Here is a 24,848-nt window from a genome sequence, read left to right on the forward strand (position 1 = left end):
ATGGTAAGCATTTACTGGACGCTAGGGGGTGGGGCGGCTGTGATGGCCGATCCCCTTCCCCTGGAACAAAGCCTGTCGCTTGCCGAACAGGTGTATTTTCAGAATCTGCACTTCCCTCGACGCCGGGCCGATTGGCTGTTGGGCCGTTGGGTGGCAAAATGTCTCCTGCGCGCCGCCGATGAGCGGTTACGGGATTATGCGCTACGACGCATCAGCGTCTTGCGGAATGCTCAGGGCGCACCTCAGGTCTGGGTGACCCCCGATACTCCCTACCCGGTGGCTCTTTCGCTCACTCATCGCGAGGGTTGGGCAGCCTGCGCGTTGGCTCCTGCTCCCGATTTAATGCTGGGCATTGATCTGGAGTGCATTGAGCCTCGGGTGCCTGCTTTTGTGGCGGATTATTTTACTGCCGAGGAACGGGCTTATGTGAAATCCCTCCCTGAAACATATCTTTCCTTGGCGGTCACCCTCATCTGGAGTCTGAAAGAGGCGGTGCTTAAAGCCTTGCGGGTTGGGCTGGCCTGGGATACGCGGCGGGTGAATGTGGATCTGCCCGTTTCCCTGACCCCCAACCCCTCCTGGCAGGCGGCGCGCGTAAGCGTGCGTGGTATTGCGGCCCCCTGGTGGGCCTGGTGGTGCGTATTGGGGCAAAAGGTGCTTACCCTGGCGGTTTGTGCGGACGAAAGCCCCACCGACCTGGCCTACGTGCCGATTGGTTACCCTGCCAGGATGCGTCAGAGCATTGGTTGTTGAGGCCGATAACGCCTTAGATCTGGCGCCAGCCGCACGCCCTGCAGCGCCAGTATGTGGGTACGGGCGAGGTAGGCGCAGCCGGTCATCAGGTGCAGGGCCACGTCGGCCACATGCCGGTTTTCGGGGGCTTCCAGGTAAGAGCCCTGAACCCAGGCATTGAAAGCGCCCATGGCCGGCCCGCACCAAATCTGGTAATCCATCTCCCGGCCGGGTTCGCCGCGGTTAGCCCAACGGGAGGAAAGCCCCAGATACCAGCGGAAAACCAGAGCCATCTTTTGATGGGGGTCACGCTGCGCGCGCTCAATTTGGCGCGGGTCGCGCTCTTGGAAATACTGCACGGTTTCCTGCCAGATGGACTCGAGGTCGCGCTTGAAGATTTGACGCTCCAATTTCTCCCGTTCTTCAGGAGGAATGGCTTCAAGGGAGGGAAAGCGGGTGTAGAGTTCGTAAAGCCTCTGAGCCCGCATAGGGAAGAGCGTACCCCGTTTGAGCAACTGTACCTTGACCCCCATTTCGAACATATCGGCGGCGGGAGCCATCATCACATCGGCCATATCCGCCTGGGCTAACAAGCGCTTCACATGAGCGGAAGTGCCGGCTTCAACACAGGATTGATTGACAGAGCCTGTCACAATATAGGCAGCGCCCATGGTGAAAGCCGCCAGCGCCGCTTCGGGGGTGCCAATGCCGCCTGCGGCGCCAACAAAGACTGGCTGAGAATAGGAATATTGCGCCTGGATGCGGTCACGCAGGGTTAGCATTGTGGGAATCAACCCCACCAGGGGGCGGTTGTCGGTGTGACCGCCCGAATCCGCCTCTACGGTGATGGCATCGGCCATGGGCACATATTGGGCCAGATTAGCCTGGGTTGGGCTGATTTGCCCACTTTGCAGAAGTTGCGCCACCAGGTCTGCCGGTGCTGGCTGCATGAAGCGTTGGGCTACTTCGCGGCGTGAGATCTTCGCGATAATGCGGTTTTGCGCCACAATTCGTCCCTGTGGGGTTTGGGTGAGCCCGGCTAGGCGGTACCGCACCAGGTTAAGGGTCAGATCTACATAGGCCGAAGCCTCGATGGTTCGGATGCCGTGTTTCAGGTAAAGATCCGTCGTGCGTTCTTCCAGCGCAGGTTCATTGGGGCTGAAAATCAGGTTAAAACCGTAGGGACCTTGCGGCAAGGCTTCGCGGATGCGGTGAATGGCCTGCTCCACCCGGGCGGGGAGCAAACCGGCAGCCCCGAATATGCCCATGAAACCGTTCTTGCCCAATGCGATGACCAGTTCTTCGGAGGCAATACCCCCTGCCATGGCGCCAGCATAGTAAGCATATCGCAGGCCAAACAGGTCGCGGAAGCCCGGGTCGCCCAGGGCTTCGGCTGGGAGGGGAGGGGCATAAGCCAGGATTGTGGCCGCTCCGGGATCGGCCTGGCCCGCAGGGAGCAAAGCCGTTTCAGTGGTCAGGGCAAGCGAGCCTTCATGGGTTACAGCCCAGAGAGGATGATCGAGTTGGAGAAGGAATTGGCGTTGGGCCTCCGTGGTACGGGCGAGACGGGAGGGATCTCCTTGCCAGCGCCACTCAGTGAAAGGTGCAGGGTAAGAAGTGACAAGGAGGGGGAAGGGGGATGAAGACTTTGAAGTGGGCATGCATTTTCTCCGCTGCAGGGCATAATTTTGAATATCAACAATTAAAACCCGCGCCTTGGGTGCGGGTTGCAGGGCGTGGGCAGGTTGGTGTTTAATCTGGATGGAGTCGTTTTAATCGCCCAAGCAGGTGCCAACCAGACGGGCACCTTGTACCCAGGAATGATCCAGGGGAACTCGTTTGACCTTTCCGGCTACCTGTGCGAGAGGAATGGGTTTGACGCTACCACCCTGAATACCTACCATAACACCATAATGCCCCTGGCTGACCAGATGAGCGCAGGCTGTGCCGAGCTGGGTCGCCAGGACGCGATCGAAGGCAGAGGGAGCACCGCCGCGCTGCAGGTAGCCCAGGATGGTGACACGGGTTTGCAGGCGGGTAAATTCCTGCAGACGGTTGGCCAGATGGAGGGTATCCCCGGCGGAACGTTTTTCGATCTCCTGCAAGCCGGCTTCTACCGCTTCGGCCTCGTTTCCACTGCGCAAGCGCCGGTTAGCCTGGCGGGCGTGCTCGAAGAACTGGAGAGTCTCTTTGGCAATGGCGCCCTCTGCTACCGCCACCAGGCTGAAGCGTTTGCCGCGGCGGCTACGCTCCAGGATGGCCTCGGCGACTTTATGGATGTCATAGGGGATCTCGGGGATGAGAATGACATCCGCACCACCGGCAATGCCCGCCCCCAGGGTCAGCCAGCCGGTCTCGCGTCCCATTACCTCCACGATGATGATGCGGTGATGGCTGAAGGCAGTGCTGTGAAGGCGGTCAATGGCTTCTGCAGCGATTTCCATGGCGGTATTGAAGCCCACCGTCATATCGGTTTGGGGGATGTCATTGTCAATGGTAACGGGCAGGGTGATGACGTTAAGGCCCTTTTGCAGGAGGTAGTATGCGCTTTCCTGCGTATTGCCCCCGCCCAGGCAGATCAGGCCATCCAGGTTGTGCTGGCGGTAAACCTGGAGAATGCGCTCGGTATAATCCACCGTTTGGCCTTCTTCTTCGGCGCTGTAGGGTTTATCGCGATTGGTACCCAGGATGGTGCCCCCGGTCGTCAGGATGCCAGAGAGCGCTTCTCCTTCAAGGGGCATGACCAGATTGTGGGCCATCCCGCTGAAACCATCGTGGAAGCCGATTAACTGGAGGTTGAAGTGCCCGGCCACGGCTTTGCCGATGCCGCGTATGGCGGCGTTGATGCCGGGGCTATCGCCACCGGAGGTCAGGATGCCGATTTTGCGAGGGGGTTTGGTTTTCATGGTCATACCTTTTCTGGTGCTTCAGGTGCCGCTGCCGTAGAGGGCGCGGTACTTTTCCAGATCTACCGCGGCGATATAGGGAAGGTTGCGGCCTTTCTCATCAATATCCAGGCCGTAGCCGACCACGAAGTAATCGGGGATTTCGAAGCCCAGGTAATCAATGTGGATATCCACTTTGTGGCGGGCTTTCTTATCCAGCAGAGCGCAGATTTTCAGGCTGCGCGGCTGGCGTTCGAGGAGCAATTTACGCACGGTATGAATGGTGTAACCCGTATCTATGATATCATCCACCAGGATGACATCCCAATTGTGAATGTTAATCTTGTGATCCGCATCAATGCGAACGAAACCGGAGGATTCGGCACCGCGGTAGGAGGAGACGAGCATGAAATCCATGGTCATGGGACGATTGATCTTGCGCATGAGGTCGGTAAGGAAGACCACGCTACCGCGCAGCAGGCCGAGCAGGAGCAAGCGGTCGGAGTCGCGGTAGTCTGCGGTGATCTGGGCACCCAGTTCGGCCACGCGCTGCTCGATTTGCTCCTGGGTGATCAGAATTTGGCCGATGAAATCGTAAGGAAGGGGGGAGGCTTGATTCTGCGCCATGTTACCCTCGCGAGGGAATGATTCTGAGGTTCTGGTATATGTTACCATGAAAAAGGGGAGACGAAATGATAAAATGCATACACAGCGTGTTTGTTTGATTAGAGAAGCCTGTTAGCCCAAAGTTAAGATGTCACCCCAACCACCAAAGTTAGAATGTCCCCTATCAGGGAGCAGCTTTGGTAGGGGATTGAGTAGATATAGGGGAAAACGCCATGGATGGTCGGGTGCAGGCTTATGGGCTTTGGATGCATTGAGCAACTCGAAATCAATTGATTCGGCAGCGACGACTCTAGCTTGATCTGCCTGTTGAGAGCAAAGCACAAAGGCGAGGGGCTGATTTTTGTAGAGGACGGTGATTTCACCTTTGGAATTCTCCAAAACGGTCACCTTGGCCTTCCGCATAGCATGGGTTGGACGATCGACCTGGATTTGATAGCCAGAACGATGACGCTGGAAAATCAGGTTTTTGGAGAGGATCCGCTCGGCTTTGCGGCGCAAAATTTGATCCAACTGCTCGGCATCCCCGAGCGGACGATGGACATCCACTGGACGGCGGGGCAGGATGGCAAAACGTCGGTTGTAATCATCGATAAACGTGGGTAACCATGAATTGGCCTGCTCGGGGGTAGAGATCCCCTGTACCCCCATCTCCTTGGTTAGGCGATCCTGCAGGGTCTGGTTGGCTTGCTCGACACGGCCCTTGGCTTGGGGTGTGTTGGCGCAAATAATTGGGATTTCCAGCTCTTGCATTGCCCGGCCATATTCGGTCAGGCCGTCCCCAGGACCACTTTGGGGGTATTGAGGTGAAAGATGCCGTCCTTGTCACTGTAAAAGGCTCCAGGCTTGTCGTAGCACTCGAAATAACTTCGGGCGGTTACACAACAGTCAAAGAAGGTTTCATGGGGCACAAAGCGCATTTCTGCTAGTTTCCCCGTGGCATCATCCACAAAGACCAATAAAGACCAATGAGGTGCAGCGCGGACTTCGGCCCTCGAACCAATCGTAATCTGAGCCATCAATCTGGATCAACTCGTCCAAAGCGGCTCTTCGCTCGCGCATTTGGAATACCCGGAATTTGCGCTTCCGGCGAGGTTTCCACAACCCCTCGCTGATCATCAGCTTCCATACGCTTTCGTCTGAAATCCGCAATCCATGCACTTCCGTGAGCTTTTCGGTTGCCAGGGTGGGCCAAAAGTCCCGATATCGCTCCAGGGTCAAGGCTAAGGCTTGTTGTATTACTTCTTCGCTCAACCGATTGTGGCTCGGTCTCCCTCGAGATTGGTTGACTCATCCTTCTGCCCCGTCCCGCTTGAACCTCCGCCATAGCCGCTTGACATGTCGTTCGCTCACTCCTAACAGCTCACCAGCCTGTTTTTGGGTGATCCTTTTTTCTTCCAGTTGGGTCATGATTTGTAGACGATACAGTTCTTTTTCGCTCATGGTGTGTAATTTTTTTCCATTTCTCCGGCCCTTTCTTAGAGGGACATCTTAACTTTGGTAAAAGGGGACGTTTGTACTTTGGTGTAGCATGATTAGAGAAGCTCTTTTCAGTACTGGGTTATAATCTAACAAGTACTCAATGTCCTTAGTTAAGATGCCTATGAATTTACCGTTGATTTCCGTTATCATACCGGCCTATAATCACGAGCAATATATTAGGGAAGCTATTCAATCAGTCGTTGTACAAAGCTATTCACCGATAGAAATAATTGTTATAGATGATGGTTCGAGCGACTCAACAGCGGAGCAGGCTGAGCGTGCTTTGGCAGAAGGGGGGCGTCCCTGTAGACTGATTCGTCAGGCAAACTCGGGAGCCCACGTAGCACTTAACCTGGGGATATCGTTGGCTTCAGGGGAATATGTTGCTATTCTAAACTCGGATGATCGTTATCATCCCGAAAGGCTCTTGAAAGTATTCCATAAAATGCGACAAAACCAATCCCGTTTTGCTTTTACCCAGGTTAGTCATATTGATGAATATGGGCGGCCACATCCGTATCATTCTCATTATCTTAAGTTATTGGCAGAGATCGACCTTTTCCCAACAGTTGGTTTTGCTCTTCTTCTGAACAATCTTACTATTACAACCGGAAATTTCATTTTCCATCGTACCCTTGTTGATGACGTTGGTTACTTCTCTCCGTTTAAGACTTGTCATGATTGGGATTATGTACTTCGGGTTTTGTTAATTGAGGAACCGTTATATGTCCCCCAAGAGTTGATGGATTATCGAATACATCCACAAAATACGTTAAAACAAAATGCAGCGCTGGTTGAAGAAGAGGGGGTATTAGTACGACAAGCCTACTTAAGGGAAGTTAATGGTGCCAGAAACCCTCTTGCTCCTTGCCCCCGATACTGGGGAGAGTATTGGAATTTTTTTGTGGATCACTATTTCCTACCAATGTGTGAAGGATCGGATCTGAGTGTTGCCTTACAAAAGACAAAAGCGAATGGTCTAAGTGCCCCTAATCTTCAAGTTTATCAAATCTTGGCAGGTACTTTAGAACGATATGTGTTGTGGCTAGAGCGGTGTGAATTGTGGAATGAAGACCTGACTTATAAGGTCAATAGCTTAACTCAAAAAGTTATCAATCTTGAAAAGATAGTAGCTGATCAAAAGGAACAGCTTCAAGCACCCCTTTACTTTGCTCTTCGCAGGAAATTGCTCCCCCTCTATCATTTGCTGGGTGGAGAGAAAGTCGGTTTTCTTACGGACGCAAAGAATCGTATTAAACGATTATTTGGTTTGAAATAAGAATATTTCGGATTGCTATTTGGACTATGTTAAAGCACATTATTAAAAAAATTAGCGCCTTTCCATGGAGTTGGGGGACAGCTGTAACTTGTCTTGCATTCTTTCTATACATATCGTTTGTCCAGTCTGTTCGGACCTCCGTTCCGGATCACGGTAATTATTGGACAGACATGAGTGTGCTAGTACAAGCGCAAAATTTTCTTGACTGCGGTTTTCTTAGGTTGAAGTTTATAGCTACGTGGGATCAAGGCTGCAAGATAGGTTTACCATTACCAGAAAATACAAGTTTTACCTCTATTCATTCTAGCTTCCCCCAAATAGTTGTGGCTTTACTTAAGATATGGGGGTTTCAGCTTCCAGGTATTCGACTGGTTATGTTAATTTTCTCGACCTCTGCAATTTTCGGGGTTTTTCTTTTTGTGCGAGATTGGACAGGTAAGGGTAAACTAGCTTTTTTAAGCGCTTTTGGTTTTGCTACGCTGCCGTTTTTTCGGCTATTGGCAGATAATCTAACTGTGCCATATGATATTGCAGTTAGGGTATGGTTTTTCTATTTAATCGCCAAGGTTTCTATTAATCGGGAACTTCTAAGAGAAAAAAAGTGGTTACTAATTTGTGCCGGTATTGCGTTCTTAAATGCCCTGATTTTCAGCGTTGAAATTATCCCAAGTGTCTTGGCCTTTGCAGGGTTGGCTCCGTTTGCTATTTCAATTCTAGGGGGCAGACCCTCGATTAGAGAAACTATTAAACTGGTTGCCATTCTGGGTGTGGGATATTTTATTGGTGCGGTAATTCGATTGTTGCACCTCTTTTGGGTACTGGGTTCATTTGAATTGGTCAGTAATTTGGTCATTAGCCGTGCACTTCGTAGGCTCTCTGCCCCTGAGTTGGCCTTCACTTTGACAACTTTTGATTATGTGAAATGGCTTCTGAGTCGTTTTATACGCCTTGCCCCTTTGCAAAGTGCCTTGGCGCTGTTTGGCTTCTTTGCTCCTTGGTTTGTTGGGTTTCGTCAGTCAGCTTCTGGTGAGACTAAAGCCCTTTGTGTGAAATTTACCGCTCTTTTTTTAAGCGAAGTTATGTGGTTTGGATTGTTTCGCCAGCATAGTGCCGAGCATGATCATACCGTTTTGCAGATGTCTATTTCTTTAGCATTTCTATGCGGTGTCGCCATTTATTCTATTGAAAAAATTTTTTCTGTCCGTTCCTTTTCAAGGCTGCTTCAATTTGGTCTCGCCTCTTTATTAGTATTTCAAGCGGTCTCATTAAAGGGAGTAAAATCCTTACAATATAATGTGCAGACTCATTTTGATGCTTCATTTTTGGAAAGACAGACGAGAGTCTTAGCACCAGTTCTAAGAGGAAATATTGAGATTGTAAATATGGCTGAACCTATTTCGTTTCCTCCTTTTTATCTTGTTAAGGAGGTAGCGCAATTGCCTAGGGGGCCTGTCATTACGTGGCGTTCTGCAGAAGAATTACATGGAAAGCGTTACTTGGTGTTTGCTAATCCCTTTAGTCCAACATTCAATGAGTTAATCGGGCAGTATCGTTTGGTGGGGCTAACCAGACATTATGCTCTTTTTGACCCTCAAGTTGCCCCGTCTTTCCTTAACCACTTTGTACAACAAGAGCAAAGTGAGAGTAAGGAGTCAGTAGCAAAAATTGAAGAGACTTGGTTGGGAAATATTGGTCTAGTGGGGTTTTGGCTGAGTCCAACCGATGAGGGTTATCCCTCAAAAGTCTCTTTTTACTTGCCTCACATTAACGAGACAATAACTTGGTTGGTAATTATCCCTGCTGAGTCTCAAACCAAGACTTTATCATCTACTCTGCAAATTACTTTCGAGAAGCAGGTTGGCGAGGATAAGCAGGAGATTTTATCTCTGAGTACTCCTGTACCTCAAAACGAAATTTTCATTGAACAGGTATCCACCCCCTTCTTGGATGATAAAGATTCAATCGGATTGACGATCTTGGTGAAAGGGGATCTCTCGCTAATGAGCGGAGTTCGGGTTTTTTTAGCACCAGTCATGAGTTCGGTAGAATGACTAAAAATCGGAGGCAGCTTGGCTCGATTGTGGAGATTGAAGCAACTAATTGGCGACTCGTCAGCGATAAACACACCGGGTGAGGGCAGTAGGAATCGGGGGAAAGGCTGGCCTGCGCCATCTCCCAACCGTGTTGATGGACAATGTCAAACAAGCGCTCAATCCCACCCTCTGGGAACTGGATATCATCATCCAGCAGCAAAATATATTCGTAGGGTTCAAGAATGTGCGCATATTCGGTTAGCAGGCTGTGAAAGGCGGTAAATTTTGTACCGGGCAGCCGGCCGGTTTGATGGAATTCCACATCGCAGGGGATCTTGCCGACGTACGTAGAGTCGTAATGGTTGATGATCAGGTCAAACGGGCGGCTGCCGTCCTGCCACCAGCCACCCCACACTGCTCCTGCCCCGCACTGAAGGAAGACGGCCCATCTACTCATTGAAATGCGATGATCAACTACTAGGTAGGTATGGATAAAGTTACAATTAGAGAGAATTGAGTTCATTTAATATTATTAAATGCTCTGTTGCAAAGATTAGACAAACCGAGACACACTTACCGATGGATATTGTAGACCAATCCTTTAACAATCGGCTCTCGCCGCTGCAGGCTGGGCTTCCGAGAGCAAAAGTTGTCACCGAACGTGCGTTTGATCACCGAGTTCACCATGTCGGTCTTCCGACGCTGTCCAAACAGACCATCGAAACTAACCCGAGGAACCAGATCGGCTCGCGCTCTCCGTTTAGGGTTCAACAACTGACCACCCTGTCGCACCGTCGGGATCAGATTGTCGTCTCAAACGGTTTGACCGTCAAAGCCCGAGTCGGCTAACATGACCCAGGATTTACGCTTGTCTTGGTAACGTCCATAGTGGCGGGCGTCTCCCCGCAAGCGGACAGATAGGCCACCTCGCTGCCCGCTCCCCAACCCAGGCGCCAGGCCGGGATAAATTGCGACACAATGCCGACTGCATACACCCCTTTTATCCATCGCTGATAGATTCGTCCTATACGAGTTTGGTAGAACAGGATAGCTTGCCCCGGCGAAAAGCCGGTGCTGTCTGAATCAATCCCCTCTTCATCCACTTCATTTTCATCCAGAAGCCGGTTCTTCATCTTTTCAAAATCCAGCATACGCAGCTTCCGAAAGGTGCATTGCAAAAGTGGCGTGGTCAGGAATACGCGACAGTTCCAGCTCCCGGCAGATTTGGTCACTTGCCAGCAACCACTCTTCCGTGTCGCGGTCCCCCAAGTCCAGGTAGAACATAAACAGCACACAAGCCCTCAATTAAGAAATGGTAAAGTGATGAAGACTTTTTGGATGTGAATAGCGTGGTAGCGCGTGTTGGGTCAGGTGATAGGCAATCCGAGCGACTTTGACGTAACGGCTTTCTCGTAGCTTCATGTCTTATCTTTACCACATAATTTCAATGTTTGCAACAGAGCAATATCAAATAATAATGTGGTATTAAGTAGGGTAGCCAGACCAACTATTTAGAAGGCTTATCAATTTATATCATGACAAACAGGTTGATACGGATGTATTATGAAGGTTTCCTAGCCATAATCGGTACTGACCATTCTCCAGACCATAGAATACCAAACTCAAGATCATTATCAGAGCATAAGCTAATATCTTTGAATCCTGCGACTACAAGGTGATGTTCGAGTGATAATCGAGAGAATACACGCATCTCCAGTGTTAGACCGCTTCCTCCATGAAAGCACAGATCAGTGAATACTTGCTCCCGGCCATCTGCCGTAATGTTACGCAGAATATATCGGCCATTCTCTTTGTTGATGCTCCAGTTGTACAATTCGGGAAAGTGTTCATCAGTTTCCTCAGTCTCCGTTCGGAACGGAACGGTCAGGATGAGGAGGCCACCGGGTTTGAGTAATGAATAAGCACCATCAAATGCACGCTGTACTGGTGGTGGTATATGTTCAAAAACTTCACTGCTGATAAGAAAGTCGGCTGATCCAAACATGTAATCAGGTGGGTTTGTGATATCCAAAAATGGTTCCTGATGATAAAAGGTATTTAGGAAGTCAAATTTCTCCTCAAGTAAGGGTAAATAGCCCGGCCATTCGCTAAGACCTATACCACGTTTATTCTTACATTTTGGAAAGTCGGGTAACGCCAACGACTTACCATATAGTCCAATGGATAAGGCACGAATGATAGAACGAAAGCGTAATGTTGAACCGCAATTTACACAGGAAGGTTGCTCTCGCTCCCGAATTAGTGATTCCAATGCATACCCCGAATAACCACATATATTACAGCGGAAACGAAGCGCCTCTCTGCCAGTGCTTTTAACTTGCAAAAACTGACGTATTTTTTTCTGTAATCCTATGGAGTATCACTTCCACCGTCCTGATTAAGTAATAACTTTATAGTATATTTTTTAATCATAACATGAATTTGGTTAGTGTAACATATTTTCTGTAAATTCTAGAACCTTAACAAAAGTGGTGAGTCAGAAGTATCCTTAGTGTTGGAAAGGACAAAAAAGGAGACTGAAATGACTCACCAAAATGATTATACCTCTGTGCAAGAACTGACGGAAAAGGGATTGGAAGGTGTTTCGGAACTGATGCGTGTTTTGATCAACAACATCATGCAAGTCGAGCGCACCAGGTACCTACAGGCTGGCGAGTACGAACGGACCGAGGAGCGCAAAGGGCATGCCAACGGCTACAAACCGAAAACGGTCAAGACCCGGGTTGGAGAGATTACCTTTGCCATTCCACAGGTACGAGAGGGTGGCTTTTACCCTTCGGCGCTGGAAAAAGGATTGCGCAGCGAGCGGGCCTTGGTTGTGACGCTGGCAGAGATGTATATCCATGGAGTGTCCACCCGGAAGGTCAAAGCCATAACCGAGCAACTATGCGGTGTCGAAATTTCCGCCATGCAGGTCAGCCGGGCCGTTGCTCAACTGGATGAGGTGCTGCAGCAATGGCGAGAAAGACCGCTGGGCGAAATCACCTATCTCTACTTGGATGCTCGTTACGAAAAGGTGCGCGAGGCTGGACAGGTGCGCGACACCTGCACTTGCAGCAGGTGCAAGTGTACAGCGGTTTTATTGGCCACAGGGATCTTTCCAGAAGGCGAATGGCAGGTGTTAGGAGTTTCCACCTCTCTCAGCGAGCACGAAAGCCACTGGAAAGCCTTCCTGAAGGGCTTGAAGGATCGCGGCATGCATGGCGTACAGTTGGTCATCAGCGATGACCACAGCGGACTGGGAGCAGCCAGGAGAGCCGTTTTGGGCAGTATCCCCTGGCAAAGATGCCAGTTTCACCTGCAGCAGAACGCAGGCGCTGACGTGCCTAAACAAGCCATGCGCATGGAGGTAGCCGCCGACATTCGTGCGATGTTCAATGCGCCGGATCGCAAGACCACAGAGAAGTTCCTGCAGGCTGCTATCCAGAAGTATGCCGTTTCAGCTCCGCGGTTATCTGCTTGGCTGGAGCAAAATCTGGCGGATGGTTTCATGGTCTGCGATTTCCCGCTCGAACATCGGCGGTTGATCCGCACCACCAAGAGCCTGGAGAGGGTCAACAAGGAGATCCGCCGCAGGACAACAGTTGTGGGTATCTTCCCCAACGAGGCATCCTGCCTGAGACTGATCTTCGCTCTTCTGATGGAGATCAGCGAGGAGTGGCAAATTGGAAAACACTACTGTGCTGGCAAGTCATTGACATGTTAAAGAACAATGGGTATTTCTGGCTCGATTTTACAGAAAAAGAGTTGCATAATCTGAATTTGGGATAAGGAAGAGGCTCTCCAAAAGGAAGTAAACTTTTTTCACCACAACACAAGATCTTTCAAAGAGGCCCCCAATGGACAGTTTACTAGAGTTGTTCTGCGATGTCGATGATTTTTGTCAAGCATTTCTACCCCAATCAAACCATCATTTACCGAGCAGCGGGCAAAAACAACGTCAGCGTAACCGCCCTTTGACCACCCGTGAAATTATGACCATCTTGATTGACTTCAATCCGTTCCATTACCGTGATTTCAAAGCTAACTATAACCCTTGGTTCACAATGATTGCATCAAGGTCTTTCTCGTTCGGGAATTAGATTTATCTTCTGCTTTGAAATTTTCCCATAGATATTACACTGGAAGTACATACCGCTATCCTTCACCAAGTTATACATAACGCTCCTTCCACATTTACCATTCCACATTTTCTCATTGCATTATCATAGTCCCTGTCTTCCATTGCCCAAACTGTGATAATTGGAAAATCTCTTCCATGAATTTGCTGCAAGACCTGAATATCTTGAGAAGCGTCAAGCCTTAGCTGTTTTGGGTAGAAAAATCTTATCGGACTGTTCTGGACACTATCAAGATTCAAGGGTTGGGCTAACCCCCCTAGATCATATATCCATCCGTCCTTTCCGGATAAGTAACCAGTAATTCCTATCTCAGGACTTTTGATAAACGAGTAACCAATCCCATCTATGTTATAAACACCTCTATACGCCAAGGTAGCCAAGTACATATAACCCTGCGATCTTGATGGATTTTTAAATGACCACATGCTTGGACCGTCTGTAAAAATGCTTCCAATAGTTACAATCAACAAAATACTTGCTGGGTATAACATCAAGAATTTTTTCAAACGTGGTCTCCCTATCAAAGGTATGTTATCCGAAATTACAAAACCAGTTGAAGCACCAATTATTAATATGAGAGCGTTCTCATAATACCACCAATAATTAGCTGGTGCTTTGTAATATATAAATCCATATAGCAACAACAAGATCAAAGAAAAAATCTTGCTTAATGTACTTTTGGTAAAAGAAAGCAGAAATGAAATAACAATCAAAGTTCCTATTAATGTGTAAAATTCTGGTTGGCTATTAATATTCTTTAGTGAAACTCTTCCCAACCTTTCAAAAAAATAATAGATCATATGCTTGTCTTCAAATAGCGTTGACAAGGACGATTTTGCCCAATAAGTTACTGGAATAGGCCAAACTTTGTAAAAAGAAGCTATTAAAACCCATAAAAGAGTTAATATAGCAAACGATTTTATCGCATGGATGAAATATGCGTTCATACCTTTTATAGTAATAATGTAAAATAACCCCACAAAAACTATTGGTAAAGTAATTTCTGGTCTTATAAATAAACCCATAGCGAATAGGAAACTAACACTGGGTTGATCATAATCTTGTTTTATTTTTAGATTATAAATTAGAGTTGCTATCCATAAAAACAACAAGCCACCTTCAAACTCAAAAATCGAGTTCAAGGACAGCGCCAAAACAAAATATATGATGCCCAAAAATAAAAAGATTTCAAAGTTCCTTTTCCAAAACGGTAACCAAATTATATATGATATTAATCCGTTGATTATCAAAACCATTTTAGCTGATTGTAAACTTCTTTCATTGAAGCCAAGAATGTTTCCAATATAGGATGATATAGTCAAAACCGTTATCTTAATCGGCGAAGTTGCCAACAAAGCCGGTCTATTGACCAACGGGAAATACTGCCATGTACCAGTCTCAACTGCGTTTTGAGCGATATTGAGGTAAATGAAAACATCATCATAAAAGTTATATCTTAGGTATAAATAATAAAATACAACACTAAACGCTGACACTAACAAAAAAGTTATCAGGATAAATCGCAGAACTCTCATTCTAATCGCCCTCAAATAGTATCTTTGACCACACCATTTTAGCAGCATTTATGGAATATTTTTCTTTAACAAAAGCCAGACCATTCGTAGATAAGTTTTCCCATATATCAGGTGATTTATATATCCTTAGAATACTTTCCACAAACCGATTGGGCGAATCTGCTATTAAAATATTTTCGCCATCTTTCAGCCCCATTCCTTCTGCAGCTATCGAAGTGGCCACACAGGGAACCCCATAGGACAAACTGGTTACAATTTTCCCCTTTACACCAGCTCCATATCGCAATGGGGCTACGGAAATCCTGATGTTTTCAAATAAATCACTTAAATCTTTAACATAGCCCAATACCCTGATCCCATCTTTACCATCCATACTATAAAAATGGGCGGGCATATTACTCCCAGCGATAATAAAAGAAATTTCTGCATGGTCTTTACGTATAAGTGGCCATATCTCCTCTAAGAAATACTCAACCGCGTCTACGTTTGGGAGATGCTGAAAACCGCCTAAAAATAGCAATCCCTTCCTGTTATCGAATCCATTGCTTCTACCTGGGATATGCCTTGGGATGGGCATTACTATTGTTTTCGCTGAAGGCACTAAATTTGATATTAACTCTTTTTCGACGTTGCTGACCAGAAGGGTTATATCTGATAAGCCTATAGCTTGAATTTCCTCTTGTCGAGTTTTCTGGGCCTGCTCAAATAAAGAAACATCGTTTTTCAACAAAGCTTCTCTCTCTTGCCTGAGAAAGTGCAAATCTACTGTATTAAAAATTATTTTTGGTTTCCTTAGACTGTTCCTAATTAGGTGTATAAATTCTCTTGCCACAGTAATCCTGGAAAGAATTATGAAATCGAATAAATCACCTTTATCCAATAGAAAATCAGCAATGGAGGTAATAAAGGGATAATATAAGACCTCAACCCCTTCTTTTTGTAATGCCACTGTATATTCACCAAAATGTGCCAAGTTTTGAGGAATAAATGTTACAGCACAACCTAAACTGCGAATAATCTTCATAAAATTATAAGAGTCGATTGATCCAGAGTCTTTATCTGGTGTTGGCGTTGTTGCATCAATGAATAAAACAAATTTCTTGGCAAAGCGGTTTCTGATTTGCAATTCGTTCAGTTTTTCGCTTGTGAGATGGTAAGAGAGTATATTTTTCCATTTTTCCCTGAATTTCAATTGATTGACTTTTTGATAGGATTTAACGCCTGAGTTTATATCAGTGCCAGAGGATACCCCTTCATAATGGATTACCCTTGCGAAGGGTTGGTAAACCACCTTGTAACCAATTTCTCTAACCCTAAAGCATAAATCAGTATCCTCATAATATGCAGGAACAAACAGTTCATCAAACCCCCCCAACTTTTCCCAAATTTCTTTCTTTATCAATAGGCAGGCTCCTGAACAATAATCCACTTCTCTAATGTAGTTATACTTTGGATTGTCCGGGTCATCTCCCCTTCCATAATTCCAACCACTAGCGTCCTCCCATATAATGCCCCCGGCTTCTTGTAGTTTTCCATCTGGGTATATTAATTTAGCGCCTACACATCCTACATTAACATCAAACTCAAAGGTACTCACCAGTTCATCTAACCAATTGTCCAGCACTTCAACGTCATTATTCAATATAAGCAGATATCTACCAATTGCTTTCTGGGCAGCCAAATTACAGCTTTGTATGAAACCCAGATTCTTCTGATTTCTAATGAATTTTAAGCCCTCTAATTTTCCCAGCAATTCTGGTATGCGCCAATCGGTCGAATGGTCATCAATTACAATAACCTCAAAAGGAACTTTTGAGTTGGCTGACTTTAGGGATATTAAGCATCGCAAAGTGACCTCGAAGTGATTATAAACCGGTACAATTATTGAGACTAATGGATAATCATCCTCTCTTTTGCCATATAGATTTTTTACTCTTCGTTTTTGTTTTGTCGTTGAACTAACTTTTTTTTTTCAAAGCCCTTAAATAACCAAAAATGTTCTTCCCTACCTTCTCTCTCCAACTTCCCCTTGGAAACAGCCACAATCTTACACGCCACATCCATTGAATAATCTTCCAGGCCGTACTGCTGTAAATTTCCAGCAGAGTAGAGTTCAAGTTTTGCAGAATCTGCTCGCGTTCCTGCTGGTACTGGCGCAGCGATTCGGTTTGATGACGGGCAGCATCTAATTCTTGCTGGAGCGCTGCCTTTTGCAAAGAAAGCGCTGTATTTTGCTGCTCCCGCTCGGCCAGCTGCGCCTCTAACCCGGCCACTCGCTCCCGGCTGGTTTCCACCTCCACCCGCAGCGCCGCCAAAACCGCCTCCCGCTCGCTCAGCTGCGCCTCCAGCCCGGCTACTCGCTCCCGGCTGGTCTCCACCTCCGCACGCAGCACATTAAGGTTCCCCTCCACCTGCTTTAACCGATTCGAATACTTCAAAGCAGTGCGAGCGAGCACTTCCTCAGCGGTTATAACTCCACCATCATTGCGTACGGGAATAGAAATTCCTACCTCTGTAGATATCTGAACTAACGTTCGGTAAAACTCTTCCCAAGTAGCAGGAATGTGTACTTTTACCCCTTTATAAAGGGAAGCTAATTTTTCAATAATCGTTTCTAATACCTCATCTCGCCATATAGTATAAGGTTCTACTAATTTGTGTAAAAATACAAAATTGCCTTCTACACCGAAGAAAGGGGTCTTGACCAGCGCCGATGAAGATAAAGACAAATACACCTTGGGCAACTCGATATGACTTGATGGATCAATATGCTTGAGTATAAGAAGAGCCTCCCAAGGCCCTCTATACTCTTGATTGGCAGGATGTTCATAAAGAGGATTGGTATATGCAGGATGATCTTTAATTATCAGAGAGGTAGGATCGAAAAGAGAACAAATTTGTTTGTCAACCCACGCATCAATTTCGGGAAGCAGAGTACCTATAGCAGAAAAGTACTGCCGAAAATAAATAAATGGAGCATACAACAATTCAAAATTCTCAGGAAAGCCGAATAAAGCTCTAAATTTTTCAACTAACCCTGAATTTTGGCGACATACTTGATAAAACGATTCGAGAGGGATGGAACGTATTTCGGCAAGGGTGGGTTCACAGACCATGGATGGAGAGAAGACCCAAATTTGACTGACAGCATCTAAGTTAAATTCAGTGATTACTTGAGCATGGCTTAACGGGTTTTGAGATAACCATCCAGCCAACCGGCGCCGCGGGCTGTAACTCAGCAGACCTTCATCTGTAAGTGCAATAGGGACTCCTTTCGAAGCACACAAAGAGAAAAGCCTATTAAAAAGCGGAAACCCCCAGCTATAAAAATGAAGAATAGAGGCGCTGGAGGAGAGTGCCTCAAATAATTGCATGTTTGCATCCGGATCACCTTCAATAACCACCACTTCATCCCAAATTCCAATACTGGTAGCTTTTTGAGCATATGGAATAGTGCGATGAGAGTTCAAAAGTAATACTTTATAGTCCTCTTTGTATTCTGTAACGGATAAGATAAAGGAAGTTAAGACATGTGACTCAGTTCCGCAAGCAAAAATGATTTTCCTCATAGTTTATCCCCAGCAAACCGATTAGGATTAGTTACTAATGCCCATATATTTTTCAAACTTCTCAATCACTTCTGATACACCACCAACCGCACGCAAGACACCCCCATCCAACCAAGCAGCCCGGCTGCACATCTTCTTCACCGCAGCCATGCTGTGCGAAACCAGCAAAATGGTCGCCCCCGCTTCGCGGAATTCGCGGATGCGCGCTGCGCTCTTTTCCTGAAAGGCAATATCGCCCACCGAAAGCACCTCATCGACAATCAGCACATCCGGCATACGGGCAGTGGCCACGGCAAATCCAAGCCGTGCTACCATACCTGAGGAATAAGTGCGCAATGGGGCATCTATGAAATCCCATAATTCGGCAAAATCAACAATTTGATTAAATAACGCCTCGATTTCCCTGCGTGTTAGTCCAAGGAGCGTTCCGTTAAGGAAAATGTTTTCTCGGCCGGTGAGTTCCATGTGAAAACCGGCACCTATGGCTAACAAGGGGGCAATTCGCCCTTTGACCCAAACCCGTCCCTCGGTGGGGCGCATGACCTTGGCAATAAGCCTTAATAAAGTGGTTTTACCAGCGCCATTGGGGCCGATTAGCCCAAAAACTTCGCCTTTATGGATCTCGAGGTTTATGTCTTGCAAGGCCAACAAATCCAGATATTGCACCCGTCCTTGGATCCGACGAATGGCGAATTCCTTGAAGGTGTGGTAGTTTTCACGAGGTACACGATACCGTACTGTAACGTTTTGTAGGATAATTACAGGTTCGTTTGGCATAATGGGCATGCTTGTTTTTCAGATTGGCAGCTTAGAGGCTCCTCTATCAGGTTCGATAGGCAAATTCATCCACTTTCGCGGTGAAAATTAACCAACCCACTAGAAATGTTCCCAGTGAAGACAGGCCTGCTGCTAGCCACGTCCCAAGCGAGGGATGGATGCCATCGAAAACCAACATTCGGAAGACATTCACGATATGTACCATTGGGTTGAAAAGGAGCCAGAACTGTATATTGCTGGGTAAAGCGCTCATGGGATAAATGACCGGTGTTAAGTACATCCATCCCATAAGGACAATGGCGTACATTTCAACTACGTCCACAAAGTACATTCCAACGGTGGAGATGAGGAGGCCCACCCCCATAGTAAAGAGAGACAAAAACAGCATGGCCACCGGAACGAAAATTAGGGTGGTTTTTGGCCAGATACCCAATGTTGCCATTACCAATAATAGCGGTACCAAAGAGAGAGAGAGATTGACCACCCCGGTGCCAATAGATGAAAATGCAAACGCCGAACGCGGGACATAAATTCTGCGAAAAAGATCGCCACCCCATACCAGGCTATTGATTATGGCTGTACTTACCTGGGCAAAAAAATTCCACACGACCAAGCCGCTTAAGACGTAGGCTGGGTACCCCCTCACATTCACATGAAAGATATGTGAAAAAACAATGCTAAGAATAATCATCATTCCCAATGGATTAAGCATGGTCCATGCTACGCCGAGCACTGAACGCTTATAGCGCGTTGTAATATCGCGGCGCACCAAGTAGAGGATTAAATCCCGATAACGCCATGCCTGTAAGAATTCCTCGAGGAAGGTTGGCGGTCTGATGCTGGAGTCGTATTCTAGAGAAAGAAGGTTTATCTTTGTCACGAGGATAATTCTACATGTCGGTGCAGGTTATGTCAATGGACCGCGCGCGGTGACCGTTCCAAATTTGGTAAAGGATGAAGTAGGATGCAACAAGCCAGATTTAGAAGGGCGAATCTACTTGCGGGTTAGACGAACAGGGTCGCCAAATCCAGTCCACGCAACAGATGGTTAACGGCGTGTGCAATCACTCGGCTGACATTGAGAGCCGATTGCTCCCGTTTGTAACCTCTCATCGAACGATAGCGTTCTCTCACCCACCAACCGATACTGCGTTCACAGCCATTGTTGGTTCCGTCTAATTTCGGGTGTCTATGTTCATCTTTCCAGGTTCGATAGAAAGTAAGCCGCGGCCATAAGTTCCGGCGGTCTAAAAACAGATTGCGCATCCGATAGGAGACCTCAAAGCGTTTGCTTTTGGATGGCTTGCGTGCATGGGCATATCGTTGATACATGCGTTCGAGTTCTTCCTGTTCTTGGGGCTGACGAGAGCGAATAAGGTCTTTCAGGCGCGCCAAGTCTGCCGAAGCCTGTTCTGCCTAAACCCCCACAACATCCAAGGAGGGGTCTTGACTGGCGCGAATCAACGCTGACAGCTCGTCCACTAACGCATCCGTGTTGCGCCTAACATGACTCTTGCACACTTGATGGGCGCGCCCCGTTTCGTCACTCACCTTTTTGAACGCATCCGCATCGTCGCTGACCAACACATCGGCCTCCGTGGCTTCCAAAATAGGCTCCAGCCACTCCTACAATTCTTCCGCTTCTTCGCCCGCTAAAGCGTCAATACTCAACGTCCACCCATGGACTGCATCTACGCAGATCCCTAACAGTAACCATTTCCCATTAAGCACACACTGGTTACATCTGCGCCTACCGCGCCTGTTTTGTAGCCCTTCAGCAATTCCTTGCGCTTCATCCCGGGTATCTTTTGCGCCGCTGCTTGCACAGCGCGATGGACGCTGGTCTTTCCAATACCTATTCCCAACGCACTGAGGACGATTGCCACTGCATCATAACTCAGCCCCAAAATATACAACATCACGGCCAGCCCCAGCACCCGATGAGAGATGTGTTGACAACCTACGCCTTTCGGATAGGCCCGAAACGTGCCACCACAATTCGCGCATTCATATCGCCACACCTTCACATTCGAATAAGTCCCGTCCACCAGTTTCTTCTCTACCTCCTGGCGCGGATAGAAACGCTTGCCTTTGCATCCATCTCTGGGCATTGCTTGGGCAATTCAAATTGTCCCAGGTTCATAACTGGTAAAAGCAGGTTCAATCGCATATATATAAGTCCTTTTGTTTTTGTGGTAACGGGATGGTCTACCAACCATCCCGTTACCCATTTTATCTATCCTTTTACCAATTGTGGAACAATCACAGATCAATCACATCACATCATTTATGGATGATATAATCTCTACAGCCGCTATATAGTTAGTTGGAGGAGGTTTAATCCCGTGAGTCGAACTTCTTCATTAGTACATGTGAAGACATTCGATTTTTCAAACACCCCTGTTTCATTACATCGTCCGAAGTTTACATATTCGCTAGAAAGATCAGCGAATGAGCCATTAATAAGCATTGTAACCCCATTCTACAATACTGGTCATGAATTTCATGAAACGGCTCAATCGGTGTTTCAGCAATCTTTGCAACAATTCGAATGGATCATTGTGAATGATGGAAGTGATAACCCAGAGTCTATCTCAATCCTTGAATCCTATCGGAAGATCGATCCTAGGGTACGTGTAATTGACCATCTTTCCAATAGAGGGTTGCCAGCGGCGCGGAATACCGGCTTTCGAGAGGCAAGAAGCGATTTTATCCTTTTCCTAGATAGTGATGACCTGTTAGAACCAACGGCAGCTGAGAAATGGTTTTGGTTCTTAATCACAAACCCAAGTTGTGCATTTGTCAAAGGTTATACGGTAGGTTTTGGTGAATATAACTATTTATGGGCTAGGGGGTTTCATCAACGGAGGCTTTTCTTAGGAGAGAATTTAGTTGATATTACTTCATTGGTAAGAAAAAGTGTATTAAACAGCGTTGGGGGATTTGACGAATCATTAAAACAGGGTTTTGAGGATTGGGAGTTCTGGCTTAAATGCGCTAATGCTGGTTTTTGGGGAGCAACGATTCCGGAGTATCATGATTGGTATCGCCGGCGCTCTATGCAGCAAGTTCGTTGGCAGGCATTTGATAGCCGAAAGGAAATAGTCCATTTACTCAGAAAGAGATATCCTAATCTCTTCAGAAAACGAAATTTTCCCTCAATTAATCTTAATGCCTCGGAGCAAGAGAAAAATCAAATTGATCAAGAAACCGCGTTATTAGCTGGCAAGAATAGGTTGTGTAAGAATAAACCCAGAATCTTAATGATCGTGCCTTGGTTAAATCTTGGCGGGGCCGATAAGTTTAATCTTGATTTAGCCAAGTTGTTAACCCGTTCTGGGTGGGAAGTTTCGATACTTACTACATTAACCAGTGAGGATCCATGGTGGCAAGAGTTTTCAAAAATCACACCTGATATCTTTATGCTTCACCGTTTCTTGACCATTGAACACTACCCATCTTTCATTCGCTGTTTTATTGAATCTAGACAACCTGATGTGATTTTCTTAAGTAATAGTGAATTCGGTTACTTGTTACTCCCGTCGTTAAAGCGTTGTTGGCCCAATCTTGTCTTCATTGACTACTGCCACATGGAGGAAGAGGATTGGATCGACGGTGGATATCCTATGCTTTCCATTAAGCATCAGAATTACATAGATCTTACTCTGACAGCAAGTGAGCATTTGAAAAAGTGGATGATTGAACATGGGGCAGATGGAAGAAAAATAGAGGTGTGTTATATTAATGTGGATACAAAGGAATGGGAACCCTCAGAAGAGGTTCGCAAACAAGTAAGAAATGAGTTAAGTATACCCGATGATCTTCCTGTTTTGTTATATGCGGCTAGATTATGCAAACAGAAACAGCCTTTGCTGCTCGCAAACGTGATTAGGGTTCTAGCAAAACGAGGTTTGAAATTCCTCGCAATAGTTGTGGGGGATGGTCCTGACAAGGGGGAGCTTGTCTCCTTCATCAACCACAACAAGCTTCAGAATTTTGTGAAGATTATGGGAGCGTTACCCAATGATCAAGTACGTCGACTCATGCAAGCAAGTGATATTTTTTTTCTTCCTTCTGAATGGGAGGGCATTGCACTCTCGATTTATGAGGCAATGGCTTGTGGTCTAGCCGTCGTTGGTGCTGATGTAGGGGGGCAACGTGAGTTGGTAACAGAGTCTTGCGGAATTCTTCTCAAGCCATCTGGAAATTTCCAGAATGATGCGATAGCATATGCTCAGATATTGGAGCGCTTAATAACCAATGAAAAAGAACGTAAGTGTATTGCTGATCATGCTCGATATCGAGTTGAGAGCTTATTTAATCAAGAAGAGATGATTTCGCGTTTTTTATATCTAATTGAAAAAGCATTTCAAAATCGCAAAACGCTAGAAACTATCGCTGATTGTGAGTCAGCAATGATCATTGCTAAGCGCAAGGCTCAAATGTATAGTTCAAAAACACAGACCTCAGTTGAGCTGCTGAATATGCAATGGAAACCGCCGACTATCAACTCAAGGTTATATTTCTGGCTTCGGGCTCGACTTAGTACCCTATATAACTATGGAAAACGCCGTGGATGGAGGTGGATGGTGAGAATCAAGGAGGTATTGGTGAGATTTCTTATTCCCGATGAGTATGAGGAACTATAATTTTCAACAAATAACCTAGATACCGGAACTAGGTTACTAAAGTACAAAAGATGCTCTGTTGCAAAGATCAGATAAACCGAGACAACACTTAGCAATGGATATTATAGATCAGCCTTTTGACAATCGGCTCTCGCCGCTGCAAGCTGCGCTTGCGAGAGCGAATGGTGTCACCAAACTTGCGTTTGATCACCGAGTTGACCGTTTCGCTCTTCCAACGCTGTCCATACAGACCCTCCAGGCGCGCTTGAGAAACCAAATTGGCTCGCGCTCTGCGTTCAGGGTTCAACAAATTGCCGCCCCGTCGTACCGGCGGGATCAGATCGTCGTCGTGAACAGTTTGACCGTCAAAACCCGAGTCAGCCAACATGAGCCAGGCTTTCCGTTTGCTCTGGTAATGTCCATAGCGGCGGGCGTCTCGCCGCAAGCCGGCCAGATACGCCACATCGCTGCCCGGTCCCCAGCCCGATCGCCAGGCCAGGATGAACTGAGAAACTCTGCCAACCGCATATACCCCTTTTACCCAACGCTGGTAGAGACGTCCTGTGCGGGTTTGGTAGTACAGGCTTGCCTGCCCCCGCGAAAAACCGGTGCTGTCCGCAGCAATCCCCGCTTCATCCGCTCCAACTTCATCCAGAAGCGGCTTCTTCATCTTCTCAAAATCTGCCATGCGCAGCTTCCGAAAGGTGCGCTGAAAGGTGGTGTGATCCGGAACACGCGACAGCCCCAGCTCCTGACAGACCTGGTCACTGGCCAGCAACCGCTCTTCCATGTCCCGGTAACTCAGGTCGAGATAGAACATCAACAAGACACAAGCGGCGAGCTGCGGCAGGGTGAAATGATGGGGACTTTTGGGGTGCGAATAACGTGGCAGCGCTTGCTGAGTCAGGCAATAGGCAATGCGAGCCGTTCTAACGTAACGGCTTTCTCGTCGTTTCATGGCACCTATTTGCCAAATTCATTCAATGTTTGCAACAGAGCATACAAAAGACAATAAGAGCGAACATTAGTCCAAAAGTGGTATGAACAGAGGTTCAGGCAAGAACTCTTCGGCATGTTGTCCACAGGTTTCCGTTCTTTTGCGTACTGAGGGATATAAAACTATGATGATGAAAATCGGTTTCCTGGGTTGTCAAGGATTTCT

General features: G+C 47.0%; 23 protein-coding genes. 6 read left to right on the forward strand and 17 right to left on the reverse strand.

Annotated features, from left to right (window positions below; translation table 11 throughout):
* Positions 1-753, forward strand: a complete 753-nt coding sequence (locus tag SE15_RS10245; RefSeq protein ID WP_054522020.1) for a 4'-phosphopantetheinyl transferase family protein — start codon at positions 1-3, stop codon at positions 751-753.
* Here the strand turns inward: SE15_RS10245 and SE15_RS10250 are convergent.
* The 6 genes from SE15_RS10250 to SE15_RS14960 all read right to left on the reverse strand — a co-directional run bounded on the left by SE15_RS10250 (position 735) and on the right by SE15_RS14960 (position 5,684).
* Entirely contained in the window at positions 735-2,393 is a 1,659-nt protein-coding gene (locus SE15_RS10250) for a PfaD family polyunsaturated fatty acid/polyketide biosynthesis protein (RefSeq protein ID WP_054522021.1), read from the reverse strand. The genes SE15_RS10245 and SE15_RS10250 overlap by 19 nt on opposite strands.
* 111 nt (positions 2,394-2,504) lie before the next feature.
* The gene (locus SE15_RS10255; protein WP_054522481.1) at positions 2,505-3,638 is read right to left on the reverse strand and encodes a 6-phosphofructokinase; all 1,134 of its coding nucleotides are present in this window, start codon (positions 3,636-3,638) and stop codon (positions 2,505-2,507) included.
* A gap of 21 nt (positions 3,639-3,659) precedes the next feature.
* Positions 3,660-4,244 (reverse strand): hypoxanthine phosphoribosyltransferase, encoded by a 585-nt coding sequence (gene hpt, locus SE15_RS10260; RefSeq protein ID WP_054522022.1) that lies wholly within the window; start codon positions 4,242-4,244, stop codon positions 3,660-3,662.
* A 111-nt stretch (positions 4,245-4,355) separates the two neighbouring features.
* Positions 4,356-4,994 (reverse strand): hypothetical protein, encoded by a 639-nt coding sequence (locus SE15_RS10265; protein ID WP_054522023.1) that lies wholly within the window; start codon positions 4,992-4,994, stop codon positions 4,356-4,358.
* A gap of 17 nt (positions 4,995-5,011) precedes the next feature.
* Positions 5,012-5,260: a hypothetical protein gene (locus SE15_RS10270; RefSeq protein ID WP_152965596.1), complete on the reverse strand. Its 249-nt coding sequence runs from the start codon at positions 5,258-5,260 to the stop codon at positions 5,012-5,014.
* 271 nt (positions 5,261-5,531) lie between these two features.
* Positions 5,532-5,684, reverse strand: a complete 153-nt coding sequence (locus tag SE15_RS14960) for a helix-turn-helix domain-containing protein (RefSeq protein ID WP_083461876.1) — start codon at positions 5,682-5,684, stop codon at positions 5,532-5,534.
* 160 nt (positions 5,685-5,844) lie between these two features.
* On the opposite strand from SE15_RS14960, the gene SE15_RS10280 reads away from it, so the two are divergent.
* Both SE15_RS10280 and SE15_RS10285 read left to right on the forward strand, forming a co-directional pair.
* Positions 5,845-7,002 (forward strand): glycosyltransferase family 2 protein, encoded by a 1,158-nt coding sequence (locus tag SE15_RS10280; RefSeq protein WP_054522026.1) that lies wholly within the window; start codon positions 5,845-5,847, stop codon positions 7,000-7,002.
* A 170-nt stretch (positions 7,003-7,172) separates the two neighbouring features.
* A complete protein-coding gene (locus SE15_RS10285; protein WP_152965597.1) occupies positions 7,173-9,053 on the forward strand; it encodes a hypothetical protein in 1,881 nt (626 codons plus the stop codon).
* Here SE15_RS10285 and SE15_RS10290 read toward each other — a convergent pair.
* The 3 genes from SE15_RS10290 to SE15_RS14375 form a co-directional block, all read right to left on the reverse strand.
* Positions 9,034-9,492, reverse strand: coding sequence for a hypothetical protein (locus tag SE15_RS10290; protein ID WP_152965598.1), 459 nt, complete (start codon positions 9,490-9,492; stop codon positions 9,034-9,036). The two genes, SE15_RS10285 and SE15_RS10290, sit on opposite strands and share 20 nt — an antisense overlap.
* A 388-nt stretch (positions 9,493-9,880) precedes the next feature.
* Entirely contained in the window at positions 9,881-10,186 is a 306-nt protein-coding gene (locus SE15_RS10295) for a hypothetical protein (protein ID WP_054522029.1), read from the reverse strand.
* A gap of 410 nt (positions 10,187-10,596) precedes the next feature.
* Complete coding sequence (locus SE15_RS14375) at positions 10,597-11,307, reverse strand: class I SAM-dependent methyltransferase (RefSeq protein ID WP_152965599.1); 711 nt, start codon at positions 11,305-11,307, stop codon at positions 10,597-10,599.
* A gap of 270 nt (positions 11,308-11,577) precedes the next feature.
* On the opposite strand from SE15_RS14375, the gene SE15_RS10305 reads away from it, so the two are divergent.
* Together SE15_RS10305 and SE15_RS10310 are read left to right on the forward strand one after the other, a co-directional pair.
* Entirely contained in the window at positions 11,578-12,762 is a 1,185-nt protein-coding gene (locus tag SE15_RS10305) for an IS256 family transposase (protein ID WP_054522031.1), read from the forward strand.
* Between the two features lie 133 nt (positions 12,763-12,895).
* A complete protein-coding gene (locus tag SE15_RS10310) occupies positions 12,896-13,138 on the forward strand; it encodes a hypothetical protein (protein WP_054522032.1) in 243 nt (80 codons plus the stop codon).
* Between the two features lie 62 nt (positions 13,139-13,200).
* On the opposite strand, the gene SE15_RS10315 is transcribed toward SE15_RS10310, so the two are convergent.
* From SE15_RS10315 to SE15_RS10350, 7 genes are all read right to left on the reverse strand, one after another.
* A complete protein-coding gene (locus SE15_RS10315; protein ID WP_054522033.1) occupies positions 13,201-14,712 on the reverse strand; it encodes a hypothetical protein in 1,512 nt (503 codons plus the stop codon).
* A 1-nt stretch (position 14,713) separates the two neighbouring features.
* Positions 14,714-16,597, reverse strand: a complete 1,884-nt coding sequence (locus SE15_RS10320) for a glycosyltransferase (protein WP_330218236.1) — start codon at positions 16,595-16,597, stop codon at positions 14,714-14,716.
* A gap of 73 nt (positions 16,598-16,670) precedes the next feature.
* The gene (locus tag SE15_RS10325; RefSeq protein ID WP_054522035.1) at positions 16,671-18,281 is read right to left on the reverse strand and encodes a hypothetical protein; all 1,611 of its coding nucleotides are present in this window, start codon (positions 18,279-18,281) and stop codon (positions 16,671-16,673) included.
* A gap of 27 nt (positions 18,282-18,308) precedes the next feature.
* Positions 18,309-19,058 carry an ABC transporter ATP-binding protein gene (locus SE15_RS10330; RefSeq protein WP_054522482.1) on the reverse strand — a complete coding sequence of 250 codons (750 nt, stop codon included), beginning with the start codon at positions 19,056-19,058 and terminating at the stop codon, positions 18,309-18,311.
* Between the two features lie 46 nt (positions 19,059-19,104).
* Entirely contained in the window at positions 19,105-19,938 is an 834-nt protein-coding gene (locus SE15_RS10335; RefSeq protein ID WP_160316699.1) for an ABC transporter permease, read from the reverse strand.
* A gap of 125 nt (positions 19,939-20,063) precedes the next feature.
* A complete protein-coding gene (locus SE15_RS10340) occupies positions 20,064-20,390 on the reverse strand; it encodes a hypothetical protein (RefSeq protein WP_152965600.1) in 327 nt (108 codons plus the stop codon).
* A gap of 371 nt (positions 20,391-20,761) precedes the next feature.
* Positions 20,762-21,169: a hypothetical protein gene (locus SE15_RS10350; RefSeq protein ID WP_054522039.1), complete on the reverse strand. Its 408-nt coding sequence runs from the start codon at positions 21,167-21,169 to the stop codon at positions 20,762-20,764.
* Between the two features lie 234 nt (positions 21,170-21,403).
* Here SE15_RS10350 and SE15_RS10355 point away from each other — a divergent pair, with 234 nt between their 5' ends.
* Positions 21,404-23,707: a glycosyltransferase gene (locus tag SE15_RS10355; protein ID WP_083461879.1), complete on the forward strand. Its 2,304-nt coding sequence runs from the start codon at positions 21,404-21,406 to the stop codon at positions 23,705-23,707.
* An 88-nt stretch (positions 23,708-23,795) separates the two neighbouring features.
* Here the strand turns inward: SE15_RS10355 and SE15_RS10360 are convergent, their stop codons facing one another.
* Positions 23,796-24,644: a transposase gene (locus SE15_RS10360; RefSeq protein WP_054522041.1), complete on the reverse strand. Its 849-nt coding sequence runs from the start codon at positions 24,642-24,644 to the stop codon at positions 23,796-23,798.
* Between the last annotated feature and the right edge of the window lie 204 nt (positions 24,645-24,848).

Origin of the sequence: Thermanaerothrix daxensis (assembly GCF_001306145.1) — a bacterium.
Lineage (GTDB): Bacteria > Chloroflexota > Anaerolineae > Anaerolineales > Anaerolineaceae > Thermanaerothrix > Thermanaerothrix daxensis.

Coding starts and splice junctions, on each gene's coding strand:
- SE15_RS10245 (WP_054522020.1), top strand. CDS start 1: ATGGTAAGCATTTACTGGACGCTAGGGGGTGGGGCGGCTGTGATGGCC.
- SE15_RS10250 (WP_054522021.1), bottom strand. CDS start 2,393: ATGCCCACTTCAAAGTCTTCATCCCCCTTCCCCCTCCTTGTCACTTCT.
- SE15_RS10255 (WP_054522481.1), bottom strand. CDS start 3,638: ATGAAAACCAAACCCCCTCGCAAAATCGGCATCCTGACCTCCGGTGGC.
- hpt (WP_054522022.1), bottom strand. CDS start 4,244: ATGGCGCAGAATCAAGCCTCCCCCCTTCCTTACGATTTCATCGGCCAA.
- SE15_RS10265 (WP_054522023.1), bottom strand. CDS start 4,994: ATGCAAGAGCTGGAAATCCCAATTATTTGCGCCAACACACCCCAAGCC.
- SE15_RS10270 (WP_152965596.1), bottom strand. CDS start 5,260: ATGGCTCAGATTACGATTGGTTCGAGGGCCGAAGTCCGCGCTGCACCT.
- SE15_RS14960 (WP_083461876.1), bottom strand. CDS start 5,684: ATGAGCGAAAAAGAACTGTATCGTCTACAAATCATGACCCAACTGGAA.
- SE15_RS10280 (WP_054522026.1), top strand. CDS start 5,845: ATGAATTTACCGTTGATTTCCGTTATCATACCGGCCTATAATCACGAG.
- SE15_RS10285 (WP_152965597.1), top strand. CDS start 7,173: ATGAGTGTGCTAGTACAAGCGCAAAATTTTCTTGACTGCGGTTTTCTT.
- SE15_RS10290 (WP_152965598.1), bottom strand. CDS start 9,492: ATGAGTAGATGGGCCGTCTTCCTTCAGTGCGGGGCAGGAGCAGTGTGG.
- SE15_RS10295 (WP_054522029.1), bottom strand. CDS start 10,186: ATGCTGGATTTTGAAAAGATGAAGAACCGGCTTCTGGATGAAAATGAA.
- SE15_RS10305 (WP_054522031.1), top strand. CDS start 11,578: ATGACTCACCAAAATGATTATACCTCTGTGCAAGAACTGACGGAAAAG.
- SE15_RS10310 (WP_054522032.1), top strand. CDS start 12,896: ATGGACAGTTTACTAGAGTTGTTCTGCGATGTCGATGATTTTTGTCAA.
- SE15_RS10315 (WP_054522033.1), bottom strand. CDS start 14,712: ATGAGAGTTCTGCGATTTATCCTGATAACTTTTTTGTTAGTGTCAGCG.
- SE15_RS10325 (WP_054522035.1), bottom strand. CDS start 18,281: ATGAGGAAAATCATTTTTGCTTGCGGAACTGAGTCACATGTCTTAACT.
- SE15_RS10330 (WP_054522482.1), bottom strand. CDS start 19,058: ATGCCAAACGAACCTGTAATTATCCTACAAAACGTTACAGTACGGTAT.
- SE15_RS10340 (WP_152965600.1), bottom strand. CDS start 20,390: ATGTATCAACGATATGCCCATGCACGCAAGCCATCCAAAAGCAAACGC.
- SE15_RS10350 (WP_054522039.1), bottom strand. CDS start 21,169: ATGCCCAGAGATGGATGCAAAGGCAAGCGTTTCTATCCGCGCCAGGAG.
- SE15_RS10360 (WP_054522041.1), bottom strand. CDS start 24,644: ATGAAACGACGAGAAAGCCGTTACGTTAGAACGGCTCGCATTGCCTAT.